This is a genomic window from Streptomyces roseicoloratus (assembly GCF_004117935.1).
Lineage (GTDB): Bacteria > Actinomycetota > Actinomycetes > Streptomycetales > Streptomycetaceae > Streptomyces > Streptomyces roseicoloratus.
The window spans coordinates 111224-136162 of record NZ_SDOY01000118.1 but is presented as its reverse complement, the minus strand read 5'-3'; the positions used below and the strand labels follow the sequence as shown (position 1 = coordinate 136162).

General features: G+C 73.2%; 20 protein-coding genes and 1 pseudogene. 10 read left to right on the top strand and 11 right to left on the bottom strand.

The window, feature by feature from the left end; genetic code table 11:
- Positions 1 to 306: 306 nt before the first annotated feature.
- Entirely contained in the window at positions 307 to 2040 is a 1734-nt protein-coding gene (locus tag ESG85_RS16405) for an ABC transporter ATP-binding protein (protein ID WP_128979954.1), read from the top strand.
- A complete protein-coding gene (locus tag ESG85_RS16400; RefSeq protein ID WP_128979952.1) occupies positions 2040 to 3968 on the top strand; it encodes an ABC transporter ATP-binding protein in 1929 nt (642 codons plus the stop codon). Before ESG85_RS16405 ends, ESG85_RS16400 begins: the two co-directional genes overlap by 1 nt.
- Positions 3969 to 3991: 23 nt before the next feature.
- On the opposite strand, the pseudogene ESG85_RS16395 reads toward ESG85_RS16400, so the two are convergent.
- The 6 genes and pseudogenes from ESG85_RS16395 to ESG85_RS16370 all read right to left on the bottom strand — a co-directional run bounded on the left by ESG85_RS16395 (position 3992) and on the right by ESG85_RS16370 (position 11921).
- A pseudogene (locus ESG85_RS16395) lies at positions 3992 to 5111 on the bottom strand (sigma-70 family RNA polymerase sigma factor).
- 91 nt (positions 5112 to 5202) lie between these two features.
- Complete coding sequence (dnaG, locus tag ESG85_RS16390) at positions 5203 to 7122, bottom strand: DNA primase (RefSeq protein ID WP_128979950.1); 1920 nt, start codon at positions 7120 to 7122, stop codon at positions 5203 to 5205.
- 47 nt (positions 7123 to 7169) lie between these two features.
- Positions 7170 to 8432 carry an NAD(P)/FAD-dependent oxidoreductase gene (locus tag ESG85_RS16385; RefSeq protein WP_128979948.1) on the bottom strand — a complete coding sequence of 421 codons (1263 nt, stop codon included), beginning with the start codon at positions 8430 to 8432 and terminating at the stop codon, positions 7170 to 7172.
- Between the two features lie 141 nt (positions 8433 to 8573).
- Positions 8574 to 9989, bottom strand: coding sequence for a deoxyguanosinetriphosphate triphosphohydrolase (locus ESG85_RS16380; RefSeq protein ID WP_246095073.1), 1416 nt, complete (start codon positions 9987 to 9989; stop codon positions 8574 to 8576).
- Between the two features lie 109 nt (positions 9990 to 10098).
- Positions 10099 to 10959 (bottom strand): sirohydrochlorin chelatase, encoded by an 861-nt coding sequence (locus tag ESG85_RS16375; protein ID WP_128979947.1) that lies wholly within the window; start codon positions 10957 to 10959, stop codon positions 10099 to 10101.
- Between the two features lie 314 nt (positions 10960 to 11273).
- Positions 11274 to 11921 (bottom strand): hypothetical protein, encoded by a 648-nt coding sequence (locus ESG85_RS16370; RefSeq protein WP_128980203.1) that lies wholly within the window; start codon positions 11919 to 11921, stop codon positions 11274 to 11276.
- 234 nt (positions 11922 to 12155) lie between these two features.
- Here ESG85_RS16370 and ESG85_RS16365 point away from each other — a divergent pair, with 234 nt between their 5' ends.
- From ESG85_RS16365 to ESG85_RS16355, 3 genes are all read left to right on the top strand, one after another.
- Positions 12156 to 13076, top strand: coding sequence for an aquaporin (locus ESG85_RS16365; RefSeq protein WP_246095071.1), 921 nt, complete (start codon positions 12156 to 12158; stop codon positions 13074 to 13076).
- A gap of 34 nt (positions 13077 to 13110) precedes the next feature.
- Positions 13111 to 13800, top strand: coding sequence for a SanA/YdcF family protein (locus ESG85_RS16360; RefSeq protein ID WP_128979945.1), 690 nt, complete (start codon positions 13111 to 13113; stop codon positions 13798 to 13800).
- Between the two features lie 72 nt (positions 13801 to 13872).
- Positions 13873 to 15984 carry a molybdopterin oxidoreductase family protein gene (locus tag ESG85_RS16355; protein ID WP_128979943.1) on the top strand — a complete coding sequence of 704 codons (2112 nt, stop codon included), beginning with the start codon at positions 13873 to 13875 and terminating at the stop codon, positions 15982 to 15984.
- Here ESG85_RS16355 and ESG85_RS16350 read toward each other — a convergent pair.
- From ESG85_RS16350 to ESG85_RS16340, 3 genes are all read right to left on the bottom strand, one after another.
- Positions 15950 to 16399 (bottom strand): gamma-glutamylcyclotransferase family protein, encoded by a 450-nt coding sequence (locus ESG85_RS16350; protein WP_128979941.1) that lies wholly within the window; start codon positions 16397 to 16399, stop codon positions 15950 to 15952. The two genes, ESG85_RS16355 and ESG85_RS16350, sit on opposite strands and share 35 nt — an antisense overlap.
- A gap of 94 nt (positions 16400 to 16493) precedes the next feature.
- Positions 16494 to 16826 (bottom strand): divalent-cation tolerance protein CutA, encoded by a 333-nt coding sequence (cutA, locus tag ESG85_RS16345; RefSeq protein WP_128979939.1) that lies wholly within the window; start codon positions 16824 to 16826, stop codon positions 16494 to 16496.
- Between the two features lie 34 nt (positions 16827 to 16860).
- A complete protein-coding gene (locus ESG85_RS16340; RefSeq protein WP_128979937.1) occupies positions 16861 to 17493 on the bottom strand; it encodes an NADPH-dependent FMN reductase in 633 nt (210 codons plus the stop codon).
- A 272-nt stretch (positions 17494 to 17765) separates the two neighbouring features.
- Between ESG85_RS16340 and ESG85_RS16335 the strand changes: the two genes are divergently transcribed.
- On the top strand, positions 17766 to 18314 hold the full coding sequence (locus tag ESG85_RS16335; protein WP_128979935.1) for a hypothetical protein: 549 nt from the start codon (positions 17766 to 17768) through the stop codon (positions 18312 to 18314).
- A gap of 169 nt (positions 18315 to 18483) precedes the next feature.
- The gene (locus ESG85_RS16330; protein WP_128979933.1) at positions 18484 to 19104 is read left to right on the top strand and encodes a class F sortase; all 621 of its coding nucleotides are present in this window, start codon (positions 18484 to 18486) and stop codon (positions 19102 to 19104) included.
- Between the two features lie 97 nt (positions 19105 to 19201).
- On the opposite strand, the gene ESG85_RS16325 is transcribed toward ESG85_RS16330, so the two are convergent.
- Entirely contained in the window at positions 19202 to 19987 is a 786-nt protein-coding gene (locus ESG85_RS16325; protein ID WP_128979931.1) for a sulfite exporter TauE/SafE family protein, read from the bottom strand.
- 256 nt (positions 19988 to 20243) lie between these two features.
- On the opposite strand from ESG85_RS16325, the gene ESG85_RS16320 reads away from it, so the two are divergent.
- From ESG85_RS16320 to nirD, 3 genes are read left to right on the top strand one after another with little or no spacing between them, the layout of a single operon-like run.
- Positions 20244 to 21515 carry an NAD(P)/FAD-dependent oxidoreductase gene (locus tag ESG85_RS16320; protein ID WP_128979929.1) on the top strand — a complete coding sequence of 424 codons (1272 nt, stop codon included), beginning with the start codon at positions 20244 to 20246 and terminating at the stop codon, positions 21513 to 21515.
- 1 nt (position 21516) lies between these two features.
- Positions 21517 to 24051 (top strand): nitrite reductase large subunit NirB, encoded by a 2535-nt coding sequence (gene nirB / locus ESG85_RS16315; RefSeq protein WP_128979927.1) that lies wholly within the window; start codon positions 21517 to 21519, stop codon positions 24049 to 24051.
- Positions 24048 to 24407 (top strand): nitrite reductase small subunit NirD, encoded by a 360-nt coding sequence (gene nirD / locus ESG85_RS16310; RefSeq protein WP_128979925.1) that lies wholly within the window; start codon positions 24048 to 24050, stop codon positions 24405 to 24407. Before nirB ends, nirD begins: the two co-directional genes overlap by 4 nt.
- 76 nt (positions 24408 to 24483) lie before the next feature.
- Here the strand turns inward: nirD and ESG85_RS16305 are convergent, their stop codons facing one another.
- Positions 24484 to 24912 carry a VOC family protein gene (locus tag ESG85_RS16305; protein WP_128979923.1) on the bottom strand — a complete coding sequence of 143 codons (429 nt, stop codon included), beginning with the start codon at positions 24910 to 24912 and terminating at the stop codon, positions 24484 to 24486.
- Between the last annotated feature and the right edge of the window lie 27 nt (positions 24913 to 24939).

Sequence of the window (24939 nt, the reverse complement as noted above, 5' to 3'; positions counted from 1 at the left end):
CTGACGCGCAGCCACACCTCGGCGCCTCCCGGACCTGAAGCCTGGTCACCCCCGCGCCTTCCGTACCCGCGGCGTCCGGGAAGCGCCCGACGCCCGGCCACACCTCGGCGCCTCCGACGCCCGGCCGCCGCCGCGCCTCCAGCGCCCGACACCCGGCCGCGCCCCGCGCCTCCGGTGCGCCGGCCGTCCGCCGATCCGCTCTCGTCCCATTACGGACCGGCACCGTTTCGTAAAGACTTCGCAAGGCTCGCCGCCGAGGCCTCGACGAGTCGTAACGCCGTGAGGGCGCGGGCGATAGTAGGACCCGTGCTCATAAGACTTCTCCGTACCTTCCTCCGGCCGTACGGCAAACCCATCGCCGTGCTGGTCCTGCTGCAGCTGCTGCAGACCAGCGCGACGCTCTATCTGCCCACCCTGAACGCGGACATCATCGACAACGGTGTCGTCCACGGGGACACCGGCTACATCCTGCGGTTCGGCGCGCTGATGGTCGGCGTGTCCCTCGTGCAGGTCGTCTGCAACATCGCGGCCGTCTACTACGGCGCGCGGACCGCGGCCGCGCTCGGGCGGGACGTGCGGGCCGCGGTCTTCGACCGGGTGCAGTCCTTCTCCGCCCGGGAGGTCGGGCACTTCGGCGCGCCGTCGCTGATCACCCGGACGACCAACGACGTGCAGCAGGTCCAGATGCTGACGCTGATGGCGTTCACCCTGATGGTCTCCGCGCCGATCATGTGCGTCGGCGGCATCGTGATGGCACTCGGCCAGGACGTGCCGCTGTCGGCGGTGCTGATCGCGGTGGTGCCGGTGCTGGGCATCGCGGTCTCGCTGATCGTCCGGAGCATGCGGCCGCTGTTCCGCACCATGCAGGAGCGGCTCGACACGGTGAACCGGGTGCTGCGCGAGCAGATCACCGGCAACCGGGTGATCCGGGCCTTCGTGCGCGACGGCTACGAGCGCGAGCGGTTCAAGGGCTCCAACGTCGAGCTGACCGACGTGTCGATGTCCACCGGCCGGCTGATGGCGCTGATGTTCCCGACCGTGATGACGGTCGTGAACGTGTCGTCGATCGCCGTCGTCTGGTTCGGCGCGCACCGCATCGACAGCGGCGCCATGGAGATCGGCGCGCTCACGGCCTTCCTCGCGTATCTGATGCAGATCGTGATGGCCGTGATGATGGCCACCTTCATGTTCATGATGGTGCCGCGCGCCGAGGTGTGCGCCGAGCGCATCGAGGAGGTCCTGGCCACCGAGTCCAGCGTGGTGCCGCCGACCGAGCCGGTGCGGACCCTGGACCGGCGTGGTCATCTGGAGGTCAGGAGCGCGGACTTCCGGTACCCGGGCGCGGAGGAGTCGGTGCTGCGGGACGTCGAGCTGGTCGCCCGGCCGGGCGAGACCACCGCGATCATCGGTTCGACGGGCTCCGGCAAGTCGACGCTGCTCGGTCTGGTGCCGCGGCTGTTCGACGTGACCGGCGGAGAGGTCCTGGTGGACGGCGTGGACGTGCGGACGCTCGACCCGGAGCTCATGGCGCGCACGGTCGGCCTCGTGCCGCAGAAGCCGTACCTGTTCTCCGGGACGGTGGCGACGAACCTGCGGTACGGCAAGCCGGACGCGACGGACGAGGAGCTGTGGCACGCCCTGGAGGTGGCCCAGGCCAAGGACTTCGTCAGCAAGCTGGAGGGCGGGCTGAACGCGCCCATCGCCCAGGGCGGCACGAACGTGTCCGGCGGTCAGCGGCAGCGTCTGGCGATCGCCAGGACGCTGGTGCAGAAGCCGGAGATCTATCTCTTCGACGACTCCTTCTCCGCGCTCGACTACGAGACGGACGCCCTGCTGCGGGCCGCGCTCGCCGAGGAGACGGCCGACGCGACCGTGGTGATCGTCGCCCAGCGGGTGTCGACGATCAGGGACGCCGACCGGATCGTGGTCCTCGACGAGGGCCGGGTGGTCGGCGCGGGCCGGCACCACGAGCTGATGGCGGAGAACGAGACGTACCGGGAGATCGTGCTCTCCCAGCTGACCGAGGCGGAGGCTGCCTGATGGCCGGTCCTGGCGGACGAATGATGGCCGGCGGCGGGCCGGACTCGAGGTCGATGGACTTCAAGGGCTCGGGCAAGCGGCTGCTGAGGCAGCTGGCGCCGGAGCGGGGCACGCTGTGGCTGATGCTGGTCGCCGGCGTGCTGTCGGTGGCGGCCTCCGTGGTCGGGCCGAAGATCCTGGGCCGGGCGACCGACCTGGTCTTCGCGGGTGTGGTCGGGCGGCAGATGCCCGCGGGCACCACGAAGGCGCAGGCGCTGGAGGCGCTGCGCGCCAAGGGCGACGGCGGGATGGCGGACATGCTGTCCGGGGTGGACTTCACCCCGGGCCGGGGCATCGACTTCTCCGCGGTCGGCGAGGTGCTGGGCCTGGCGCTCGGCGTGTACGTGCTGGCGGGCCTGCTGATGCTGGTCTCGACCCGCATGTCGATCAAGGTGATCAACCGCACGGTCTACCGGATGCGCGAGGACATCCAGGCGAAGCTGGCGCGGCTGCCGCTGTCGTACTTCGACCAGGCCAAGCGGGGCGAGGTGCTGTCGCGGGCGACCAACGACATCGACAACGTCTCGCAGACCCTCCAGCAGTCGATGGGCCAGCTGATCAACTCGCTGCTCACGATCGTCGGCGTGCTCGCGATGATGTTCTGGATCTCGCCGCTGCTCGCGCTGGTGGCGCTCGTCACGGTGCCGCTGTCGGTGGTCGTGGCGACGCGGATCGGCAAGCGCTCGCAGCCGCACTTCGTGCAGCAGTGGAAGTCCACGGGCAAGCTGAACGCGCACATCGAGGAGATGTACACCGGTCACACGCTGGTGAAGGTCTTCGGGCGGCAGCGGGAGTCCGCGGAGGACTTCCACGAGCAGAACGACGCGCTGTACGAGGCCGGGTTCAAGGCCCAGTTCAACAGCGGGGTCATGCAGCCGGTGATGCTGTTCGTCTCGAACCTCAACTACGTGCTGGTGGCCGTGGTCGGCGGTCTGCGGGTGGCGAGCGGCAGCCTGTCCATCGGTGACGTGCAGGCCTTCATCCAGTACTCGCGGCAGTTCTCGATGCCGCTGACGCAGGTCGCGTCGATGGCGAACCTGGTGCAGTCGGGCGTGGCCTCCGCCGAGCGGATCTTCGAGCTGCTCGACGCGGAGGAGCAGGAGCCGGACGCGCCGGTGAGCGAGAAGCCGACCGAGCTGAAGGGCCGGGTGGCGCTGGAGGGGGTCTCCTTCCGCTACGAGGAGGACAAGCCGCTGATCGAGGACCTGTCGCTTGCGGTGGAGCCGGGGCAGACGGTCGCGATCGTCGGCCCGACCGGCGCCGGCAAGACCACGCTGGTCAACCTGCTCATGCGGTTCTACGAGGTGACCGGCGGCCGGATCACCCTCGACGGCGTCGACGTCGCGAGGATGACCCGCGAGGACCTGCGGGCGGGCATCGGCATGGTGCTCCAGGACACCTGGCTGTTCGGCGGCACCATCGCCGAGAACATCGCCTACGGCGCCACCCGCCAGGTCACCCGCGAGGAGATCGAGCGGGCCGCGAAGGCGGCGCACGCCGACCGCTTCATCCGCACCCTGCCCGAGGGCTACGACACCGTCATCGACGACGACGGTGCGGGGGTCAGCGCCGGTGAGAAGCAGCTGATCACCATCGCGCGGGCGTTCCTGTCCGACCCGGTGATCCTGGTCCTCGACGAGGCGACCAGCTCGGTCGACACCCGTACCGAGGTGCTGATCCAGAAGGCGATGGCCCGCCTCGCGCACGGCCGTACGTCGTTCGTGATCGCGCACCGGCTCTCCACCATCCGGGACGCCGACGTGATCCTGGTGATGGAGAACGGCTCGATCGTCGAACAGGGCACGCACGAGGAGCTGTTGTCCTCGGGCGGGGCGTACGCCCGGCTGTACGCGGCGCAGTTCGCGCAGGCGGTCGCCGAGGTGGACTGAACCGCCGGTCCCGGAGCGGCGGTTCAGTCCAGGTAGCCGCGCAGCTGGTCCGCGTAGGCGTGGTCCCGCAGCTTGCCGAGGGTCTTGGACTCGATCTGGCGGATGCGTTCGCGTGTCACGCCGAAGAGCTGTCCGATCTCCTCCAGGGTGCGGGGCCTGCCGTCGTCGAGGCCGTAGCGCAGCTGGACGACCTTGCGTTCGCGCTCGCCGAGGGTGGAGAGCACGGCCTCCAGGTGCTGGCGCAGCAGCAGGAAGGCGGCGGACTCGACGGGGGACGCGGCGTCGCCGTCCTCGATGAGGTCGCCGAGGGCGACGTCATCCTCCTCGCCGACGGGTGCGTGCAGCGAGACCGGTTCCTGGGCGAGCCGCAGCACCTCGCCGACCCGTTCGGGGGCCAGGTCGAGCTGGGCGGCGACCTCCTCGGCGGTGGGTTCGTAGCCGCGTTCCTGGAGCATCCGCCGCTGGACGCGGACGACGCGGTTGATGAGTTCGACGACGTGGACGGGGACGCGGATGGTCCGGGCCTGGTCGGCGAGGGCCCGGGACATCGCCTGGCGGATCCACCAGGTCGCGTACGTGGAGAACTTGTAGCCGCGCGCGTAGTCGAACTTCTCCACGGCCCTGATGAGGCCGAGGTTGCCCTCCTGGACCAGGTCGAGCATGGTCAGGCCGCGGCCCACGTAGCGTTTGGCGACGGAGACGACGAGGCGCAGGTTGGCCTCGATGAGTCGGCGTTTGGCGATCCGGCCGAGGACCACGAGCCGGTCCAGGTCGTGGGCGAGCCGGGAGTCGAGGTCGGGGGTGTTGGCGAGTTTCTCCTCGGCGAACAGCCCGGCCTCGACGCGGCGGGCGAGCTCGACCTCCTCCTCCGCGGTGAGCAGCGGCACGCGGCCTATCTCGCGCAGGTACTGCCGGAAGAGGTCGGAGGAGGGCCCGTTCCCGCCGAGGTCGACGCGGCGGCGCTGGGCCGGCACCGCCGGCTCCGCTTCGGGTCCGGCCTCCGTCTCCTGCTCCACGGCCACCAGCTCCACCGGAGAGGGCTCGGACACGGCGGGGGTCTGGGTCTGGGTCTGCACGGGGGGCGACCTCCAGGGGGTGGGTGATCGCTGCCGGTTCGGGGGGCGTACGCGGTCGTACGGGCAGCGGGACGGCACCGTGACCCAGTGTGGGGTACGACACATCGCTGCCACGAGGGGCGTGCGGTGACTTTTTGAGTTCGACAGGTGACCGAACGTCAGAGTGCGGCGGCGCCGTGGGTGCGCAGCGACTGCCCGTACTGGGTGAGCACCCACAGCTCGTTCTGGACGGCGGCGAGCCGTGCGGGGTCGCCGTGGGCGCCGAGCCGGGCGAGGGCGCCCTGGACGTCGCGGATGCGCCGGTCGACGGCGCGCAGCCGGACCTGGACGAGCTGGGCTCCGGCGTAGACCTCGTCGATGGTCTTCGCGAAGATCGTCTCGACGGCGAGTTCGGTGACGAGGGCACGGACGGTGTCGTCGGGTGCCGCCTCGCGGACCGCGTCGAGGTAGTCGGCGGGTGCGCCGGTGGCGCCGCCGGCGTCCTGGATGCACTGGCGGACGGCGGCGTAGGGCGGGGCGGTGAACTCGTCGACGCCGTACGCGTCGAAGGCCGGGGAGACGAGTTCGGGGCGCTGGAGGGCGAGTTTGAGCAGCTCGCGCTCGGTGCGGTGGGCGGGGCTGCGCAGGTGGAGTGCGGGTCCGGCCTGGGCGGCGGGCGCCTGGACGTCCGCGTAGCCGCGCTGCGGCCGGGCACCGCCGCGCGCGGGGCCCTGGCCCGGTCCGGGGCCCTGGTCCCGGCCGCCTCGGTCGCGCTGCCAGCGGGCGATCTGGGCGACCCGGCGGACCACGAACTGGGTGTCGAGGATGCCGAGCATGCCGGCGAGCTGGACGGCGACCTCGTGCTGCGAGGCGATGTTCTTGATGCGGGCGACGACGGGCGCGGCCTCGTCGAGCGCGGCGGCCCGGCCGGAGGGGATCTCCAGGTCGTAGCGGCCGACAATCTGGCGCAGCGCGAACTCGAAGAGCGGGGTGCGGGGCTGGACCAGGTCGGCGACGGCCTCGTCGCCCTTGGCGAGGCGCAGCTCGCAGGGGTCCATGCCGTCGGGCGCGATGGCGATGTAGGTCTCGGCGGCGAACTTCTGGTCGTCCTCGAAGGCGCGCAGGGCGGCCTTCTGGCCGGCGGCGTCGCCGTCGAAGGTGAAGATGACCCGGGCCGAGCCGTTGTCCATGAGGAGGCGGCGCAGGATCTTGATGTGCTCGCCGCCGAAGGCGGTGCCGCAGGTGGCGATGGCGGTGGTGACGCCGGCCAGGTGGCAGGCCATGACGTCGGTGTAGCCCTCGACGACGACGGCGCGGCTGACCTTGGCGATGTCCTTCTTGGCGAGGTCGATGCCGTAGAGCACCTGGGACTTCTTGTAGATCGGCGTCTCGGGCGTGTTGAGGTACTTGGGCCCGTTGTCGTCCTCGCGGAGCTTGCGGGCGCCGAAGCCGACGACGTCGCCGCCGACGTCCTTGATCGGCCACATCAGCCGGCCGCGGAAGCGGTCGATGGGGCCGCGGCGGCCGTCCTGGGAGAGGCCGGAGAGGATCAGCTCGCGGTCGGTGAAGCCCTTGCCGCGCAGGAAGCGGGTGAGGTGGTCCCAGCCGGCCGGGGAGTAGCCGACGCCGAAGTGCTCGGCGGCGGCCTGGTCGAAGCCGCGCTCGGCGAGGAACTTCCGGCCGATCTCGGCCTCGGCGGAGCCGAGTTGGTCGGCGTAGTACTGGGCGGCGATCGTGTGGGCCTCGACCAGGCGGGTGCGTTCGCCGCGCTGGTGGCCGGGGTTGTAGCCGCCTTCCTCGTAGCGCAGGGTGATGCCCGCCTTGGCGGCGAGGCGCTCGACCGTCTCCGAGAAGGAGAGGTGGTCGATCTTCATCACGAAGGCGATGGTGTCGCCGCCCTCCTGGCAGCCGAAGCAGTGGAACAGTCCCTTGCTGGGGCTGACCTGGAAGGAGGGCGACTTCTCGTCGTGGAAGGGGCAGAGTCCCTTGAGGTTCCCGCCGCCGGCGTTGCGGAGCTGGAGGTACTCGGACACGACGGCGTCGATCGGGACCGCGTCCCGTACCGCCTTCACGTCGTCATCGTTGATCCTGCCTGCCACGTAGAGATTCTACGGGGGTCCGGGGGGCGTCCCACGGACGGTGCGGGCTACGGGACGAGGCTGTCCAGGGGGACGGACGGGTTCGCCAGGGCCTCGGTGTCCACCTGGGTACGGGAGCGGATGAGGCTCTGGATCGGATCTGTGACGTCCCACACATTCACGTTCATGCCGGCGATCACCCGGCCCTCCTTGATCCAGAAGGCGATGAACTCGCGCTTCCCGGTGTCGCCGCGCACCACGACCTGGTCGTACGAGCCGGGCGGTGCCCAGCCGGAGTACTCCATGCCGAGGTCGTACTGGTCGGAGAAGAAGTACGGGACGCGGTCGTAGGAGACGGGCCTGCCGAGCATGGCGCGGGCGGCGGCGGGGCCGCCGTTGAGGGCGTTGGCCCAGTGCTCGACGCGGATGCGGTGGTGGAGGAGGGGGTGGTCGAAGGCGGCGACGTCCCCGGCCGCGTAGATGTCGGGGTCGGAGGAGCACAGCGACTCGTCGACGGCGACGCCGCCGCCGTCGGCGCGGTCGACGAGCGCGAGCCCGGCGTTCTCGGCGAGGGCGGTGCGCGGGGCGGCGCCGATGGCGATGAGGACGGCGTGGGCCGGGTGCTCCTCGCCGTCGTCGGTGCGGACCGCGAGGACCATGCCGTCCTGGCCGGTGATCTCGGTGAGCCGGGCGCCGAAGTGGAAGCGGACGCCGTGCTCGGTGTGCAGGTCGGCGAAGAGCTGGCCGAGTTCGGGGCCGAGGACCCGGTGCAGCGGGGTGGGGTCGGTCTCGATGACGGTGACCTCGGCGCCGTACGTACGGGCCGCGGCGGCCACCTCCAGGCCGATCCAGCCGGCGCCCGCGATGACCAGGTGGCCGTTGTCGCGGCCGAGGGCCCGCAGCTCGTCGCGGAGCCGCTCGGAGTGGGCGAGCCGGCGCAGGTGGTGGACGCCGGCGAGGGTGGTGCCGGGCACGTCGAGGCGGCGGGGCTCGGCGCCGGTGGCGAGGAGCAGCTTGTCGAAGCGGATGACGGTGCCGTCGCCGAGGCGGACCGTGCGGGCGTCGCGGTCGATGGCGGTGACCGTCTGGCCGAGGTGCAGCTCGACGTCGTGCCGGGCGTACCAGGCGGGCTCGTGGACGAAGACGGAGTCGCGGGAGTCCTTGTCGAGGAGGTAGCCCTTGGACAGCGGGGGACGTTCGTAGGGGTGGTCGCGTTCGTCGCCGATGAGGATCACCCGGCCCTTGAACCCCTCCGCGCGCAGTGTCTCCGCCGCCTTGGCCCCGGCCAGGCCACCGCCGACGATGACAAAGGTCTGATCTGCGTCGACCACGTTGATTCCTCCTCGTTGCGACCGGTTCCCTACGCTACGCCCCCGCCGGCCCGGGCCGGGCCCTTCCGCCTCGGGGCGCCTCCGGGACGTGCATGCGAGGGTCCCGCACCCGCCCGGCCCGCGGAAGAGGGCGAACGGCCCTCAGCCACGGGGGTTGCGGAGGCGGGCGTGGAGGGCGCGGGCGGAGGCGTCGGTGAGGGAGGCGATCTGGTCCACGATCACCCGCTTGCGGGAACGGTCGTCGCGCGCGCTGACGAACATGGCCCTGAACTGGGGTTCGAGACCTTCGGGCGCGCGGGCGACGAGCGCCTCGGCCAGCTCGGCGACGACGATCCGCTGGTCGGCGCGCAGGGCCTCCTGCTCGGCGCGCTGCATGACGTAGCGGTCGGCGACGGCCTTGAGGACGGCGCACTCGTTGCGGGTCTCGCGCGGGACGACCAGCTCGGCGCCGTAGCGGGTGAGGCGGCCGGAGCCCCATGCCTGTCGGGTGGCGGCCTCCGCGGCCAGGCAGAAGCGGCCGATGAGCTGGCTGGTGGCGTCCTTCAACCGGGCCTGGGCGACGGCCGAGCCGTCGTAGCCGTGCGGCCACCAGTCCTGGTCGAGGAGCCGGTCGAGGGCGTCGGAGAGCTCCTGCGGGTCGGTGTCCTCCGGTACGTAGCGGCCGAGGGCGACCGCCCAGATGTCGGCGCGCTCGGGCTCGGCGAGCAGCAGGTTGGGGTCGATGTGGCCGGCGTGCAGGCCGTCCTCGACGTCGTGCACCGAGTACGCCACGTCGTCGGACCAGTCCATGACCTGGGCCTCGAAGCACTTGCGCCGGTCGGGCGCGCCGGCCCTGATCCACTCGAAGACGGGCAGGTCGTCCTCGTAGACGCCGAACTTGTTCGACCCGGGGTCGGTGGGGTGGCCGCCACGGGTCCACGGGTACTTGACGGCGGCGTCGAGGGAGGCCCGGGTGAGGTTGAGGCCGACGCTGAGCGGCTCGCCGGTGACGGGGTCGGCGATGAACCGCTTGGGCTCGATCCGGGTGAGCAGCCGCAGCGACTGGGCGTTGCCCTCGAAGCCGCCGCAGTCCTTGGCGACGTCGTTGAGCGCCTGCTCGCCGTTGTGCCCGAACGGCGGGTGGCCCATGTCGTGGGCGAGGCAGGCCGCTTCGACGAGGTCGGGGTCGCAGCCGAGTGCGGCGCCGAGCTCGCGGCCGACCTGGGCGCACTCGAGGGAGTGGGTGAGCCGGGTGCGGGGACTGGCGTCCCAGGCGTGGCTGCGGGTGCCGGGTGTGACGACCTGGGTCTTCCCGGCGAGCCTGCGCAGCGCGGCGGAGTGCAGGACGCGCGCCCGGTCGCGCTGGAAGGCGGTCCGCCCGGGCCGTTTGTCGGGCTCGGCGGCCCAGCGCTCGGTGGCGGCGGAGTCGTAGCCGGGAGTGTCGGTGTCGGTGGCGGTGGCGCCGTGGCCGTCGCGGCGGTGCGCGTGGCTGTCGCGGTCGGTGCTGTCGCGGTCGGTGCTGTCGCGGTCGGTGCTGTCGCTGATGCCGTTGTCCTTGGGATCCGTGATGCCTTCCATGCACCGAAGGTAACGGGCGGGACGGACAAACGGGACCGGGACGCGAGAGGGATGCGGCTTCGGGGCCGCAACTCGGAGGAAGGCGGGCCGCGTTGCCGGCCGGGCGGGGTCAGCGGGCGGCGAGGAGCTCCCGGTGCGGGGCGCGGGCGAGGGCCTGGTCGTAGCGGTGCAACACCAGCCGGGCCAGGGCCGGGTGGGCGCCGAGCGGGGCGGCGGCGAGCCAGGGCGCCGCGTCGGCGGCGCGGGCCGCGAAGAGGCCGGGTGCGGTGAAGCAGGAGGCGACGGCGACGCGGTGGCGGCCCCGCGCGGCGAGGGCGCGGACCGCCTCGGGGACGGTGGGTGCGGCGGCGGAGGCGTAGGCGGGAACCACCGGCACTCCCCCGAGGCGCCCGGCGAGCCGGGCGGCGATGCGGCGGACGGTGTCGGCGGACTCGGGGTCGCGGGAGCCGGCGGCGGCGAGGACCACGCCGGTGGCGGGCGAGGCACCGTCCTCGGACGTCCAGCCGGCCTCGGCGAGCCGGTCGGCCAGGGCCTCGACGAGCAGCGGGTGCGGGCCGAGGGGTTCGGCGATCCGGCCGCGCACGGCGGGCGCCGCGGCGAGCGCGGCGGGCAGGTCGTGCTTGACGTGGTGGCCGGGCGCGAAGAGGAGGGGCACGAGGACGGCGTCCCGGCCGGCGAGCCCGGCGAGCTCCGCGAGCGTGTCCGTGAGCAGCGGCGCGTTCAGCTCGATGTGCGCGAGCCGCACCTCGAGCCCGGGCCGCAGTTCGCGCACCCGGTCGAGGAGCAGCCGGAGCGTGGCGGCGGCACGGGGATCGCGGCTGCCGTGCCCGACGGCCACGAGGGTGGGGGCGGCGGACCGGGCGGCGAAGGGCCCCACCCGCCCGAGCCGGTCGCCGACCCGGCTGCCGATGCGCCCGAGCAGGTCGGCGGCGCCGCTGTCGCAGAGGGGTTCCGGCTCGTACGTCGTCATGCGCCGATCCTGCCGGTGCCAGATTGCCTGGCCGTTTCGCACGGGTCACGGGTGTTTGCCGCGGCCTCACGGCGGAGCGGGCGGGGCCGTCAGGCCGTCCACCCCCAGGGCCCCGCCCCCTCCGCCCCCGTCCGCCCCCGCCCCCCGCCCCCTCCGCCCCCGTCGGCTCCCAGGCCCCGCGCTGGCACTCCCAGGCCGCGTACACCTCGTGCGGCTCGTGCGGCTCGTGCGCCTGCTGCCGCCTGCCCTTGCTGCCCGTACTGCCCGTACCTGCCCTGCCGCCGCTCCTCCCCCTCTTGTCCCTCCTGTCCCTCCTACGCGTCCAGCCACACCCGCAGCGGGCCCAGCGGCGTGAAGCCCTCCGCCAGGGCCGCGGTCAGGTCGTCGCCCGACTCGTAGCCGACGACCGGGAGGCCGGGGGCGGCCGCGGCGAGGGCTCCGGCCCAGGCGTAGGAGGCGGGAACCTCGTCGGCGTCGGCCGTGAAGAGGTTGGAGACGCCGGTGACGCCGGCGGATTCGGTGAGGACGGCGCCGCCGAGGATCCGTCCGTCGGCGGCGCGGCCGGCGACGATCGTGGTCGCCGGGTCGTCGAGGAGCGCGGGGCGGAAGAGCGCCGCCTCGTCCGCGTCGCCGCCGCTCCAGGCGAGCGCCCAGGCAGCGAGCTCGCCGGGCGTGCGGACGGTCTGCCAGTCGCCGGTGACGGCCGGGGACGGGAGGCCGGCGGGGCGGTGGATCCAGCTCGCCTCGAAGAGCAGCCGGAAGCCCTCGGCGGCGAGGTCGAGGCGGGCGTGGCTGTCCTTGACCGAGGCGCCGGGAGCGCTGCGGTCGATCCCGGCGAGGACGTCGTCCGCCGTGGCGTCCGCGGTGAGGGTGACGGCGTCCGGGTAGTAGAGCGGGCTGCGGCGCGGACTGGTCCAGGCACGCGGGCCGAAGGCACCGGTCAGGCCGTGGGCGCGGCACATGGTGTCGCACCAGTCGGCGTTGTTGCGGACGGCGGCGCCGAGAAGGCCGACGGCGTCAGCACCGTCGGCGGCGGTGCCGGAGGCGTCGACGGTGCCGGAGCCCTCGGCAGGTGCGGAAGCGCCGGCGGTGCCGTGCGCGTCGGAGGCATCGATGATCACCAGCGGATCGTACGGATGTCCCGCTCCTACCCTCCCCTCTTTTTTCGTTCCGAATCACGGAATATCTTTTCCACTATGAGAATGTCCCCCGCGTCGCTCCCCCGGCGCGCCCTCGCCGAGTTCACCGGCACCGCCGCACTCGTCGCCGTCGTCGTCGGTTCCGGCATCCGCGCCGACTCCCTCAGCCAGGACGTCGGGGTCCGGCTGCTCGCCAACGCGCTCGCCTCCGCCATCGGCCTCGGGCTGCTCATCGCCCTCATCGGCCCGCTCTCCGGTGCCCACTTCAACCCCGTCGTCACCCTCTCCGAGTGGTGGTCGCGGCGCCGCGAGGACAGCGGAGCCGGCGGGGACGGCGGGGACGGCGGAGCGGCCAGGGACGGCGGCCGCGAGGCCCTCGCGTACATCGCCGCCCAGCTCGCCGGCGCCGTCTCGGGCGCGCTGCTCGCCGAGGCGATGTTCGGGCGGGCGCCGGGCGCCGCCCTGGCCACCGAACCGCGTGCCCAGGTCCACCTCCTGCTCGGCGAGGCGGTCGCCACCGCCGGGCTCGTGCTCGTCGTCCAGGGCCTGCGCCGCCTCGGCCGGCTCTCGCTCGCCCCGGTCGCCGTCGCCGGCTACATCGGCGCGGCCATCTGGTTCACCTCGTCCGGTTCCTTCGCCAACCCGGCGGCCACCGTCGGCCGGGCCTTCTCCGACTCGTTCACGGGCATCGCGCCCGGCTCCGTGCCCGCCTTCGCCGTCGCGCAGCTGCTCGGCATGGTGATCGGGATGGGTCTGTCCGTCCTTCTGTACGGACATCCCGTCCAGGGACATCCTCCGCACGGACATCCCCTCCCCGGACATCCTCCGCACGGACATCCCCTCCCCGGACATCCTCCGCACGGACATCCCCTCCACGGACATCCTCCGCACGGAGATCCCCTCCACGGCACACCCCCGTACGGAAACGATCGGGCCGCGGGCGAACCGCGACCGGTCGAACGGCGTCGGACGGAGTGACGACCACTCCTTCCCGACCCCGGAGGTCCACCCCATGCGCGGCGTCCGCCTGCCCCGGCTCCCCCGCACCACCCGGGGGCGCCGCCGCGCCGTCCAGGCCCTGATGGCCGGCGCGGTGCTCGCGCTCGCCCCGGCCACCTGGATGCACCTCACCGCCCAGGACCGGCTCGGCACCACCGCCGACGTGCCCGCGCAGGACGTCGCCGTCGTCTTCGGCGCCGGGCTGTGGAAGGGCCGGCCCACCCCGTACCTCGCGCACCGGCTCGACACCGCCGCCGAGCTCTACCGCACCGGCAAGGTCAGGGTCCTCCTCGTCACCGGCGACAACAGCCGCACCGAGTACGACGAGCCCGGCGCCATGCGCGCCTACCTCGCCGCACGCGGGGTCCCGGACGACAAGGTCGTCAGCGACTACGCGGGCTTCGACACCTGGGACTCCTGCGTCCGTGCCAAGAAGATCTTCGGCGTCGACCGGGCCGTCCTGGTCACCCAGGACTTCCACATCAAGCGGGCCGTCGCCCTGTGCGGCGCGGCGGGCGTCGAGTCGTACGGCGTCGGCGTCGCCGAACCGCACGACGCCACCTGGTACTACGGCACCACCCGGGAGCTCGCCGCCGCGGGGAAGGCCGCCCTGGACGCGGCACTGCGGCCCGACCCGCACTTCCTCGGCGAACGCGAGGACGGCGTGACGAAGGCCCTGGCCTCACCCGCGACGGCCCGCTGACCTGAGCGCATGGCACCGTGCCCGTAATCCGGAGCGACCTCGCCCGTAACACGGGCGACGCATCATCGGGTCATGTCAGAGGTCACCGCCCCCACCGCCGCGCCCGTTCCCACGCACTGTCCCTACTGCGCGCTGCAGTGCGGCATGAACCTGCGGCCCGCGGCCTCGGAAGAGCTGCCGGCCGAGGTGGTCGACCGCACCGACTTCCCCGTCAACCGGGGCGCGCTCTGCGGCAAGGGCCGCACCGCCCCCGCCGTGCTCTCCTCCCGGGTCAGGCTCACCGAGCCCCTGGTCCGATGCCCTGACACAGGGGCTCTGAAGCCCGCCACCTGGGAGGAGGCCCTGTCCGCCGTCGCCGAAGGACTGCACCGCACCCGCGCCGACCACGGCTCCGACGCCGTGGGGGTCTTCGGCGGCGGCGGCCTCACCAACGAGAAGGCGTACGCGCTGGGCAAGTTCGCCCGGCTCGTCCTCGGCACCTCGCAGATCGACTACAACGGCCGCTTCTGCATGTCGTCCGCCGCGGCCGCCCACCAGCGGGCCTTCGGTCTCGACCGGGGCCTTCCCTTCCCGCTGGAGGACGTTCCGAAGACCGGCTGCGTGATCCTCGTCGGCTCCAACCTCGCCGAGACCATGCCGCCCGCACTGCGCTACCTCACCGAGCTGAAGGAGAACGGCGGCAGGCTGATCGTCGTCGACCCGCGCCGCACCCGCACCGCCGAGCAGGCCGACCTCCACCTGGCGCCGCGCCCCGGCACCGACCTCGCGCTCGCCCTCGGCATGCTGCACCTGGTCGTCGCCGAGGGCCGGGTCGACGAGGAGTTCGTCGCGGCCCGCACCGAGGGCTGGGAGGCGGCCCGGGCCGGCGCCATGTCGCACTGGCCCGAGCACGTGGAGCGGATCACCGGCGTCCCGGTGCCGCAACTGCGCGAGGCGGTACGGATGTTCAGCGAGGCGGACAGCGGGATGGTGCTCACCGCGCGCGGGCCCGAGCAGCAGTCCAAGGGCACCGACACCGTCGGCGCCTGGATCAACCTGTGCCTGGCCACCGGCAAGGCCGGCCGGCCGCTCAGCGGTTACGGCTGCCTCACCGGCCAGGGCAACGGGCAGGGCGGCCGCGAGCACGGCCAGAAGGCCGACCAGCTGCCCGGCTACCGCAAGCTCGACGACCCGGCCGCCCGCGCGCACGTCGCCGGGGTGTGGGGCGTCGACCCCGACGTGCTGCCGGGACCCGGGCGCAGCGCGTACGAACTCCTCGACGCCCTCGGCGGCGACGTGAAGGCCCTGCTGCTCATGGGCTCCAACCCGGTCGTCTCCGCGCCGCGCGCCGCGCACGTCGAGGAGCGGATCCGGTCCCTGGACTTCCTGGCCGTCGCCGACGTCGTGCTGTCCGAGACCGCCGAACTCGCCGACGTGGTGCTGCCGGTGACCCAGTGGGCCGAGGAGACCGGCACCACCACCAACCTGGAGGGCAGGGTGCTGCTGCGCCGCCGCGCCCTCACCCCGCCGCCGGGCGTCCGCAGCGACCTGGAGGTGCTGCACGGGCTCGCGGCGCTGCTGGGCTGGGAGAAGGGCTTCCCGGCCGACCCCGAGGAGGTCTTCGGGGAGCTGCGGCGCGCCTCGGCGGGCGGGCCCGCCGACTACTCGGGCATCAGCTACCGCCGGATCGAGGAGGAGCAGGGCGTGTTCTGGCCCTGCCCGGAGACCGGAGAGGGCGAGGCGGACCACGCCGGCACCCCGCGGCTCTTCCTCGACCGCTTCGCCACGCCCGACGGGCGTGCCCGGTTCGTGCCGGTCGTGCACCGCGCGGCGGCGGAGGAGACCGACGCCGAGTACCCGGTGGTGCTGACGACCGGACGGGTCGTCTCCCAGTACCAGTCGGGCGCCCAGACCCGCCGGGTCGCCGAGCTGAACGCCGCCGCTCCCGGCGCGTTCGTGGAGCTGCACCCGCGGCTCGCCGAACGGATCGGGGTCGCGGAGGGCGAGCCGGTCGCGGTGTTCTCGCGGCGCGGGAAGGCGGTCGCGCCGGCTCGGATCACCACCGCGATCCGCCCGGACACCGTCTTCATGCCGTTCCACTGGGCCGGCGAGGGCCGCGCCAACACCCTCACCAACCCGGCGCTCGACCCGGTGTCGCGGATGCCGGAGTTCAAGGTGTGCGCGGTCCGCCTGGAACGCGCCTGAACCAGTCGCCGGACGCGATGCGCGGGCCGAGCGGCGCGCCGGGCGCGGCCACGTACACCCAGGCGCGTACGGCCGCCCCGTCCCGCGTCCGCAGCGCCTCGCGCGCGGTCCGCTCGTAGCCGGCGGGCAGCTCCATCGCGTCGAGCACGCCGAGGAGTTCGCCGTACGAGCCGGGCGCGGCGGTCACCAGGCTGCCGGCGACCCGGCCCTCACCGGGGACGACATACGGGTACCCGGGCCCGTCGCGCAGCACGGCGCCGGGCAGGACGGCGTCGTCCTCGGTGCCGGTGCGGCCGAGGAGGTAGCGGTCGTGGTTGTACGCGCCGGGGCGCAGCGTGCCGTACACGAAGAACGGCAGCTCCTCGGTCGTCGACGGCGCCCCGCCGGGCGTCACGGGCGGCTCTTCGGTCCTCATGCTCCGGCTCTCATGCTCCGGGCCTCATGCTTCGGGCCTCATGCTCTGGTCCACATGTTTCGGTCCACATGTTTCGGTCCACATGCTCCGGTCCTCATGGCGCGGGCGTCGTCTCCTGCTCGACCCAGGCCGCGTAGTCCGCGCTCGCCCGGGCGACGGGGCTCGCGAGGATCTCCGGGGTGTCGTAGTCGTGGGCGGCGAGGAGATGGGCTTCGAGGGCCGGGTAGCGGGCCTCGGTGGTCTTGAACACCACCTGCCACTCCTCGGCGGTCTCGACCGCGCCCTGCCAGCGGTAGACGGAGGTGACCGGACCGCCGATCTGCGCGCAGGCGGCGACCCGGGCCTCGACGGCCCCGCGCGCCAGGGCCTCGGCCTTGGCGCGGGCGTCGGTGGTGGTGAGGACGGTGAGGAGGGCTGGGGACGTCACCGGCCCACCGTACGACAGGGCGGGGCGGGCCCGCTCAGCCGGCGTACGGGCGGACGGCCTTGGCGTCCTTGAGGGCGCGGGCCCACCAGGCGAGCTGGTCGAGCAGGGTCTTGGCGGCGCCTTCCGGTCCGGTCGGGTCCACGGGCTCGCCGTCCTCGTCGAAGCGGCTGTGGACGAAGGGGAAGGAGACGGTGTCCCGGACGGTGACGGCGTGCATCTCGGCGTAGACCTGGCGGAGTTGCTCGACGGCGCGCAGGCCGCCGGAGATGCCGCCGTAGGAGACGAAGCCGACCGGCTTGGCCTGCCATTCGGCGCGGTGCCAGTCGATGAGGGACTTCAGGGCGGCGGGGAAGGAGTGGTTGTACTCGGGGGTGACGACCACGAAGGCGTCGGCGGCGTCGAGTACCGGGCTCACCTTGGCGAGCTCGGCACGGACGGCGTCGTCGGGGCGGCTGGAGAGGGCGGTGGGCAGGTCGACGTCGGCGAGGTCGAGGACGTGGGTGGTGAAGTCGTCGCGCTCGGCGACCCGCGCGGCGAACCAGTCGGTGACGACGGGGGCGAAGCGGCCCTCGCGGTTGCTGGCGACGATGACGGCGAGGTTCAGGGGCGGGGGCGCCGCCGGGGAACCGGCGGCAGGGGTGGCGGTGGCGGAGTTCGTGATGTCCATGTCGAGGATCTTGAAACCTCATGTGCGGTTGAGGTCAAGCCCCGATTTCCGGCCCGCCCCGCGGGTCGCTGGTCACCCGTTCGGCACGGCCCGTCAGCTGACGCCACGAAACCCGCTCCGACCTGCGAAAACGCAGGGAATCCAGGCGGCGCGCCGCACCGGACGGCCCGCTTCTGATTCCCCCTCAGCAGGCGCCGGGCGCGTACACGCATTTACCTCGGTCCTACGGAAGCCCCTTTCCGCAGATCGTCCGCGCGCCACGGAGGCCCTCAATGCGCCGCACCCCTGTCCCCCTTCTCACCGGTACCGCGCTGGCCGTCGTCGCCCTCGGCGCGCTCGCCGCGCCCACGGCGTACGCGAACGGCGACCCCCAGGGCGACTCCCGCAAGGAGTCGCACCAGGGCTCGCACTCGCTGGAGGTCTTCCCCTCCTCCGCCGACCCGGGCACCACCGTCACCGTGAACACCCTCGCCTGCGGCAAGCACGGCCACGGCGTGGGCGACGCGAACTCGCTCGGCGCGGGCGAGTTCCAGCTCAACCCCAGCACGCACAAGGAGGTCGTGGTCGGCCAGTTCACCGTGCCGCACCACGCCAAGGCCGGCACCTACTGGATCAGCGTGGCCTGCGACAACGGCAAGACGGCCCGCGGCGAGCTCGTCGTCAAGCACAAGAACCCCAGCGGCCACGTGCGCACCGGCATCGGCGGCAGCGTGGGCCCCGACCACACCCAGATCGCGGCGGGCGCGGCGGTGCTGGCCGCAGCCGCCGTCGGCGGTACGTGGCTCCTGCGCCGCCGGGCGAGCGGCGCGCAGGACGGCTGACCGTACCGCCATCCGTCCTGCCCCCGCCGCGCGCCCGCTGACGGCCCGGCGGGGGCAGGACCACACGAGGACCGGGCACGGGGGCCCGCCCCGCGTCCGCGGACCGCCCACGAAGCCCGCACACGGACCCCAGGACACGACAGCGACCGCACCGGAGGGATGCACGCCCGTGAGCAACAGCAGCAAGGGCTGGGGCATAGCCGTCGCCGCCTGCGTGGGCCTGTGGATGATCCAGAACGGCTCGGGCGAGATCACCCCGCCCGTGCCCTCGGCGGCGCAGGCCTTCGCCGCCGGGCCGAGCGTCCACACCGACGCCGCCGCCGACCCGCTGCCGCCCTCCCCGCCCGTACGGCTCCGCATCCCCGAGATCGACGTGGACACGCCGATGACGGGCCTCGGACTCGACGGGTCCGGCGCGCTGGAGGTGCCGCCTGCGGAGGACCGCAACCTGGCCGGCTGGTACGAGAACGGCACGAAGCCCGGCGCCAAGGGCACCGCGATCGTCGCCGGACACGTCGACAACGCGCAGGGGCCGGCCGTCTTCTACGCGCTCGGCGCGCTGAAGAAGGGCCACCGCATCGAGGTGGACCGGCAGGACGGCCGCACCGCGGTGTTCACCATCGACGCGATCGAGGTCTACGAGAAGGACCGCTTCCCCGACGCCAAGGTGTACGGGGAGGCGGACCGGGCCGAGATCCGGGTGATCACCTGCGGCGGCGGCTTCTCCCGGAAGTCCGGCGGCTACCAGGGCAACGTGGTCGCCTTCGGCCACCTCATCGGCGTGCGCTGAACCCCGGGCCCATCAGGGCCGGGCTCCACCCACCGCCCGGACCCGCCGGCCCTGCCGGGCCCGCCGACCCCACCGGGCCCGGCAGGGCCGGGCCGGTTCAGGCCCACTGGTCGAACGCGAGCTTCGCGACCAGTGAGAACACCACCACGAGCAGCACGCCGCGCACGAACTCGGCGCCCTTGCTCAGCGCCATGCGCGCGCCGACCATGCCGCCCGTGAGGTTGAACACCGCCATGATCGCCGCCAGCAGCCACAGCACGTGGCCCTGGTAGGCGAACATGGCGAGCGCGCCCGCGTTGGTGCAGACGTTGACGATCTTGGCGGTGGCGGAGGCGGTCACCAGGTCCAGGTGGAGCACCGCGGTCAGCGCGAGCACCAGGAAGGTGCCGGTGCCGGGCCCGATGAGACCGTCGTAGAAGCCGATCCCGCCGCCGACCAGCACGATCGCGGTGACGATCCTGGCGCGGCTCAGCGCCGCCCGCCCGGCCTCGTCCGTACGGGTGCCGAAGGACGGCCGGAACATCACGAAGGCGGCCACGCCGAGCAGCACCACCATGATCACCGGACGCAGCACCTCGCTGCTGATCCCGGCCGCGAAGAACGCGCCGCCCATCGACCCCGCGAGCGCGGCGAGCCCGATCCGCACCGCCGTCCACACCGGCACCGGCGTCTTGCGGACGTAGGTGACGGCCGCGCCGGTGGTGCCGACGATGGCCACGGCCTTGTTGGTGCCGAGGATCTGCGCGACCGGCACGTGCGGCATGCCGAGCAGCGCCGCGGGCAGCAGGAGCAGCCCGCCGCCCCCGACCACCGCGTCGATCCAGCCGGCCAGCAGCGCCGCCAGGCAGAGCAGGGCAAGCGTGGTCAGGGATATGTCAGGCATGACCGTGAGCCTAGGACCTGTCCGACGGCCGCCGCACACGTGACGCGTGCCCCCGTCACCTCGGCCGACGCCGACGTCGGTGCCGGTGCCGGTGCCGGTGCCGGTGCCCCGTCGCCTCGGCCGGCGTCCGCGCTTCCGCGGCCGCCTCACGGCCCGCCGGCCCTCACAGTGCGGCCCGGCCGCCGTGAGATCAGCGTTCCGTGCGGGAAACAGCCGGGATGCCGTCGGGTAACACCCGCCCCGCACTCTTCCGGGTATGAGTACACGGATCGTGGTGGTCGGAGGCGGAACGGCGGGCGCCCGGCTGGCCCAGCGCCTGCCGGTCACGCTCCTCGGCGAGGAGCCGTACACGCCGTACAACCGGCTCCTGCTCGCGGACGTCCTCGCCGGCCGCTACGGCCCCGAGGTGATCGCCCTGCCCGAACCGCGCGAGCCCTCCCGGCTCGGCGTCCGGGCGGTGCGGATCGACCGCGCGGCCCGCGCCGTGGAGTGCGCGGACGGCTCGCTCGTCCCGTACGACCGGCTGGTCCTGGCGACCGGCTCGGCCCCGGTGCTGCCCCCGCTGCGGGGCCTGCGCGGCGCGGAGCTGCCGTCCGGCGTCCACCCGTTCCGCACCCTCGACGACTGCCTCGCGCTGCGCGGCCTGGTCCGGCCGGGCGTGCGGGCGGTGGTGATCGGCGGCGGTCTGCTCGGCGTCTCCGCGGCCCGCGCGCTCGCCGCGCTCGGCGCCGACGTGACGCTCACCCAGCAGGGCGAGCGCCTCATGGAGCGCCAGCTGGACGAGCACTCCTCGGCCCTCCTCCGCACCCACATGGAGGAACTGGGCGTCGAGGTGCACACCGAGTGCCGGGTGAGCGGTCTGCGGCAGCGGGACGGCGCGGTCACCGCGGCGGTCCTCGCCGACGGCTTCGTCCTGGACGCGCAGGTGGTGGTCCTGGCCTGCGGCGTCCGGCCGCGTGTGGCCCTTGCCCGCGAGGCCGGCCTGGACGTCCGTACGGGCGTCGTGGTCGACGACGAGCTGCGCACCTCCGACCCGTACATCCACGCGATCGGCGACTGCGCCGAGCACGACGGCAGGGTCTACGGCCTGGCCGGCCCGGCGCTCGACCAGGCGGACGTGCTGGCGGAGGTGCTCGCGCCCGTCGTCGCCGGCGACGGCGCGGACCCGCTCGGCGTGACCTCCGCGACCGGCGCCGACGGCACCGACGGCGCCGCGACCGCACCCGGCGGCCCCCGCTACACCGGCACCCGTGCCCTCACCCGCCTCACCCTCGGCGGCGCCGTCGACGGGCTGGACCTCGCGGCGTTCGGCGAGACCACCCCCGCCCCCGGCGACGACGTCGTGCAGCTCACGGACGCCACCCGCCGGGCCTACCGGAAGGTCGTCGTCCGTGGCGACCGGCTCGTCGGCGGCGTGCTCCTCGGCGACCTCGCCGCGGTGGGCACGCTCGCCCGGGCCTGGGAGGGCGACGAGGCCCTGCCCGACGCCCCCCTGCTTCACCTGCTCACCCACGACGGAGGCTCCTGACATGACGACCTCGACCACCCCCACCATCGTCCTGGTCGGCCACGGCATGGTCGGCCAGCGGTTCCTGGAGGCGCTCGCGGAGCGGGGCGTCACCGACCGGGCCCGCGTCGTGGTGCTCTGCGAGGAGCCCCGCCCCGCCTACGACCGCGTCCAGCTGACCTCGTACTTCTCCGGGAAGACGCCCGACGACCTGTCGATGGTCGAGGACGGCTTCATGGAGAGGCACGGCATCGAGCTGTACACGGACGACCCGGCCGTCACGATCGACCGGGAGGCCCGCGAGGTGACCGCCCGCTCCGGGCGGGTCTTCGCGTACGACACCCTCGTCCTCGCCACCGGCTCGTACCCGTTCGTGCCGCCCGTGCCCGGCAAGGACGCCCGCGGCTGTTTCGTCTACCGGACCATCGAGGACCTGCTGGCGATCGAGGAGTACGCGAAGGACAAGACCGTCGGCGCGGTCGTCGGCGGCGGTCTGCTCGGCCTGGAGGCGGCCGGCGCCCTGAAGGGCCTCGGACTCGACACCCACATCGTGGAGTTCGCGCCGCGCCTGATGCCGGTGCAGGTCGACGAGGGCGGCGGCGCGGCCCTGCTGCGCACCATCGAGCAGATGGGCCTGACCGTCCACACCGGGACGGGCACCCAGGAGATCGTCACCGAGGACGGCTCGGTCACGGCCATGCGCCTGTCGGACGGCTCCGAACTGGCCACGGAGATGGTGGTGTTCTCGGCGGGCGTCCGCCCCCGCGACCAGCTGGCCCGTGACTGCGGCCTGGACGTGGGCGAGCGCGGCGGCATCGCCGTCGACGAGCTGTGCCGGACCTCCGACCCGGCGGTGTTCGCGATCGGCGAGTGCGCGCTGGCCTCGGACGGCCGGGTGTACGGCCTGGTGGCGCCGGGCTACGAGATGGCGCAGACGGCGGCGGCCGTGATCGCCGGGCCCGGGGACGAGGACACGAAGGGCTTCACCGGTGCCGACCTGTCCACCAAGCTGAAGCTGCTCGGCGTGGACGTGGCGTCCTTCGGCGACGCCCACGGCGCCGCCGAGGGCAGCCTGGACGTCGTCTACTCCGACTCGCGCTCCGGGATCTACAAGAAGCTCGTCGTCGACGGCGAGGGCACGCTGCTCGGCGGCGTCCTGGTCGGCGACGCCGAGTCGTACGGCATGCTGCGCCCGCTCACCGGCAGCAGGCCGCCCGTCTCCCCGGAGCAGCTGGTGCTCCCGGCCGGCGTGGGCGCGCCGGTCGCGCTCGGCCCGTCCGCGCTGCCGGACGACGCGGTCATCTGCTCCTGCCACAACGTGACCAAGCACGCCATCACCCAGTGCACGAGCCTGCCCGAGGTGAAGAAGTGCACCAAGGCCGGCACCGGCTGCGGCAGCTGCGTGAAGGTCATCGAGAAGCTGCTGCCGGCGGCCACCGACAAAGGGCTCTGCGGCTGCTTCTCGTACACCCGCAGCGAGCTCTACGAGATCGCCCGCACTCTCCGCGTGACCTCGTTCGCCGCGCTGCTCGACTCGCACGGCCGCGCGGAGGCGAAGGGCGGCGAGGGCTGCGAGGTGTGCAAGCCGACCGTCGGCTCCATCCTCGCCTCGCTCAACAACGGCTACATCCTGGACGGTGAGCAGGCCGCGCTCCAGGACACCAACGACCACCACCTGGCCAACCTCCAGCGCAACGGCTCCTATTCCGTCGTGCCGCGCATCCCGGGCGGCGAGATCACGCCCGAGAAGCTGATCGTGATCGGCGAGGTGGCCCGCGACTTCGGGCTCTACACGAAGATCACCGGCGGCCAGCGGATCGACCTCTTCGGCGCCCGGGTCGACCAGCTCCCCTCGATCTGGACCCGTCTCGTCGACGCCGGCTTCGAGTCGGGGCACGCGTACGGCAAGGCGCTGCGCACGGTGAAGTCCTGCGTGGGACAGACCTGGTGCCGCTACGGCGTGCAGGACTCGGTCAGGATGGCCATCCAGCTGGAGCTGCGCTACCGCGGTCTGCGCGCCCCGCACAAGCTGAAGTCGGCGGTCTCCGGCTGCGCCCGCGAGTGCGCGGAGGCCCAGTCGAAGGACTTCGGGATCATCGCGACGGCGAGCGGCTGGAACCTGTACGTGGGCGGCAACGGCGGCGCGACCCCGCGCCACGCGGACCTGCTCGCCCAGGACCTGTCGGACGCCGAACTGGTGCGCCTGATCGACCGGTTCCTGATGTTCTACATCCGCACCGCCGACCGTCTGGAGCGGACCTCCACGTGGCTGGAGCGCCTGGAAGGCGGCCTCGACCACCTGCGGGACGTGGTCGTGCACGACTCGCTGGGTCTGTGCGACGAGCTGGAGGCGCTGATGGCGGCGCACGTGGCGGGCTACCAGGACGAGTGGGCGGCGACCCTCGACGACCCGGACCGGCTGCGGCGGTTCGTGTCCTTCGTGAACGCGCCGGACGCGCCGGACCCGTCGGTGCGGTTCGTGCCGGAACGCGACCAGATCAAGCCGGACCTGCAGATCCTCACGATCGGCACCCTGGAAGGAGCCACCTCCCGATGACGACGCTCGAACTCTCGCTGTCCGACGACTCCTGGATGGCCGTCTGCGAGGAGTCCCGGCTCACCCCGGGCCGGGGCGTGGCGGCGCTGCTGCCGGACGGCCGGCAGGCCGCGGTCTTCAAGGACCGTGCGGGCCGCACGTACGCGATCGACAACCGCGACCCGTTCACCGGTGCGCAGGTGCTCTCGCGCGGGCTGATCGGCTCGGCGGCCGGCCGGCCGTTCGTGGCCTCGCCGCTCCTGAAGCAGCGCTTCGACCTGGAGACGGGCCGGTGCCTGGACGACGACGAGGTGACGGTGACGGTGTATCCGGTGCGTACGGTCCGGCCGACCGCCGACGCCCGGCCGACCACCTGACGTGCGCGTACGGCCGGCCGCCCGGGGCACCCGCCCCCGCGGCCGGCCGTACGGCCGTTCCACGCCGTCCGGCCGTTCAGCCCTGCGGGGCCTCGCCCGCCACCGCCGCCGGGTCCATCCAGAAGACCTCCCAGTGGTGGCCGTCGGGGTCGGCGAAGGAACGGCCGTACATGAAGCCCATCTCCAGCGGCTCCTTCGCCGGAGCGCCGCCGACGGCCAGCGCCCGGTCGGCCAGTTCGTCGACCTTCTCGCGGCTCTCGGCGCTCAGCGAGAGCATCACCTCGGTGCTCTTGGCGGCGTCGGAGATCTCCTTGCCCGGGGCGGTGAAGCTCCGGAACTTCTCCTCGGTGAGCAGCATCACGCAGATCGTGTCGCTGATGACGACGCACGAGGCGGTCTCGTCCGTGAACTGCCGGTTGATGGTGTACCCGAGCTTCTCGTAGAACGCCTTGCTGGCGTCGAGGTCCGTCACCGGCAGGTTCACGAAGATCATCTGCGGGGCCATGGTGTCACTCTCTCTTCCGTGGGTGCC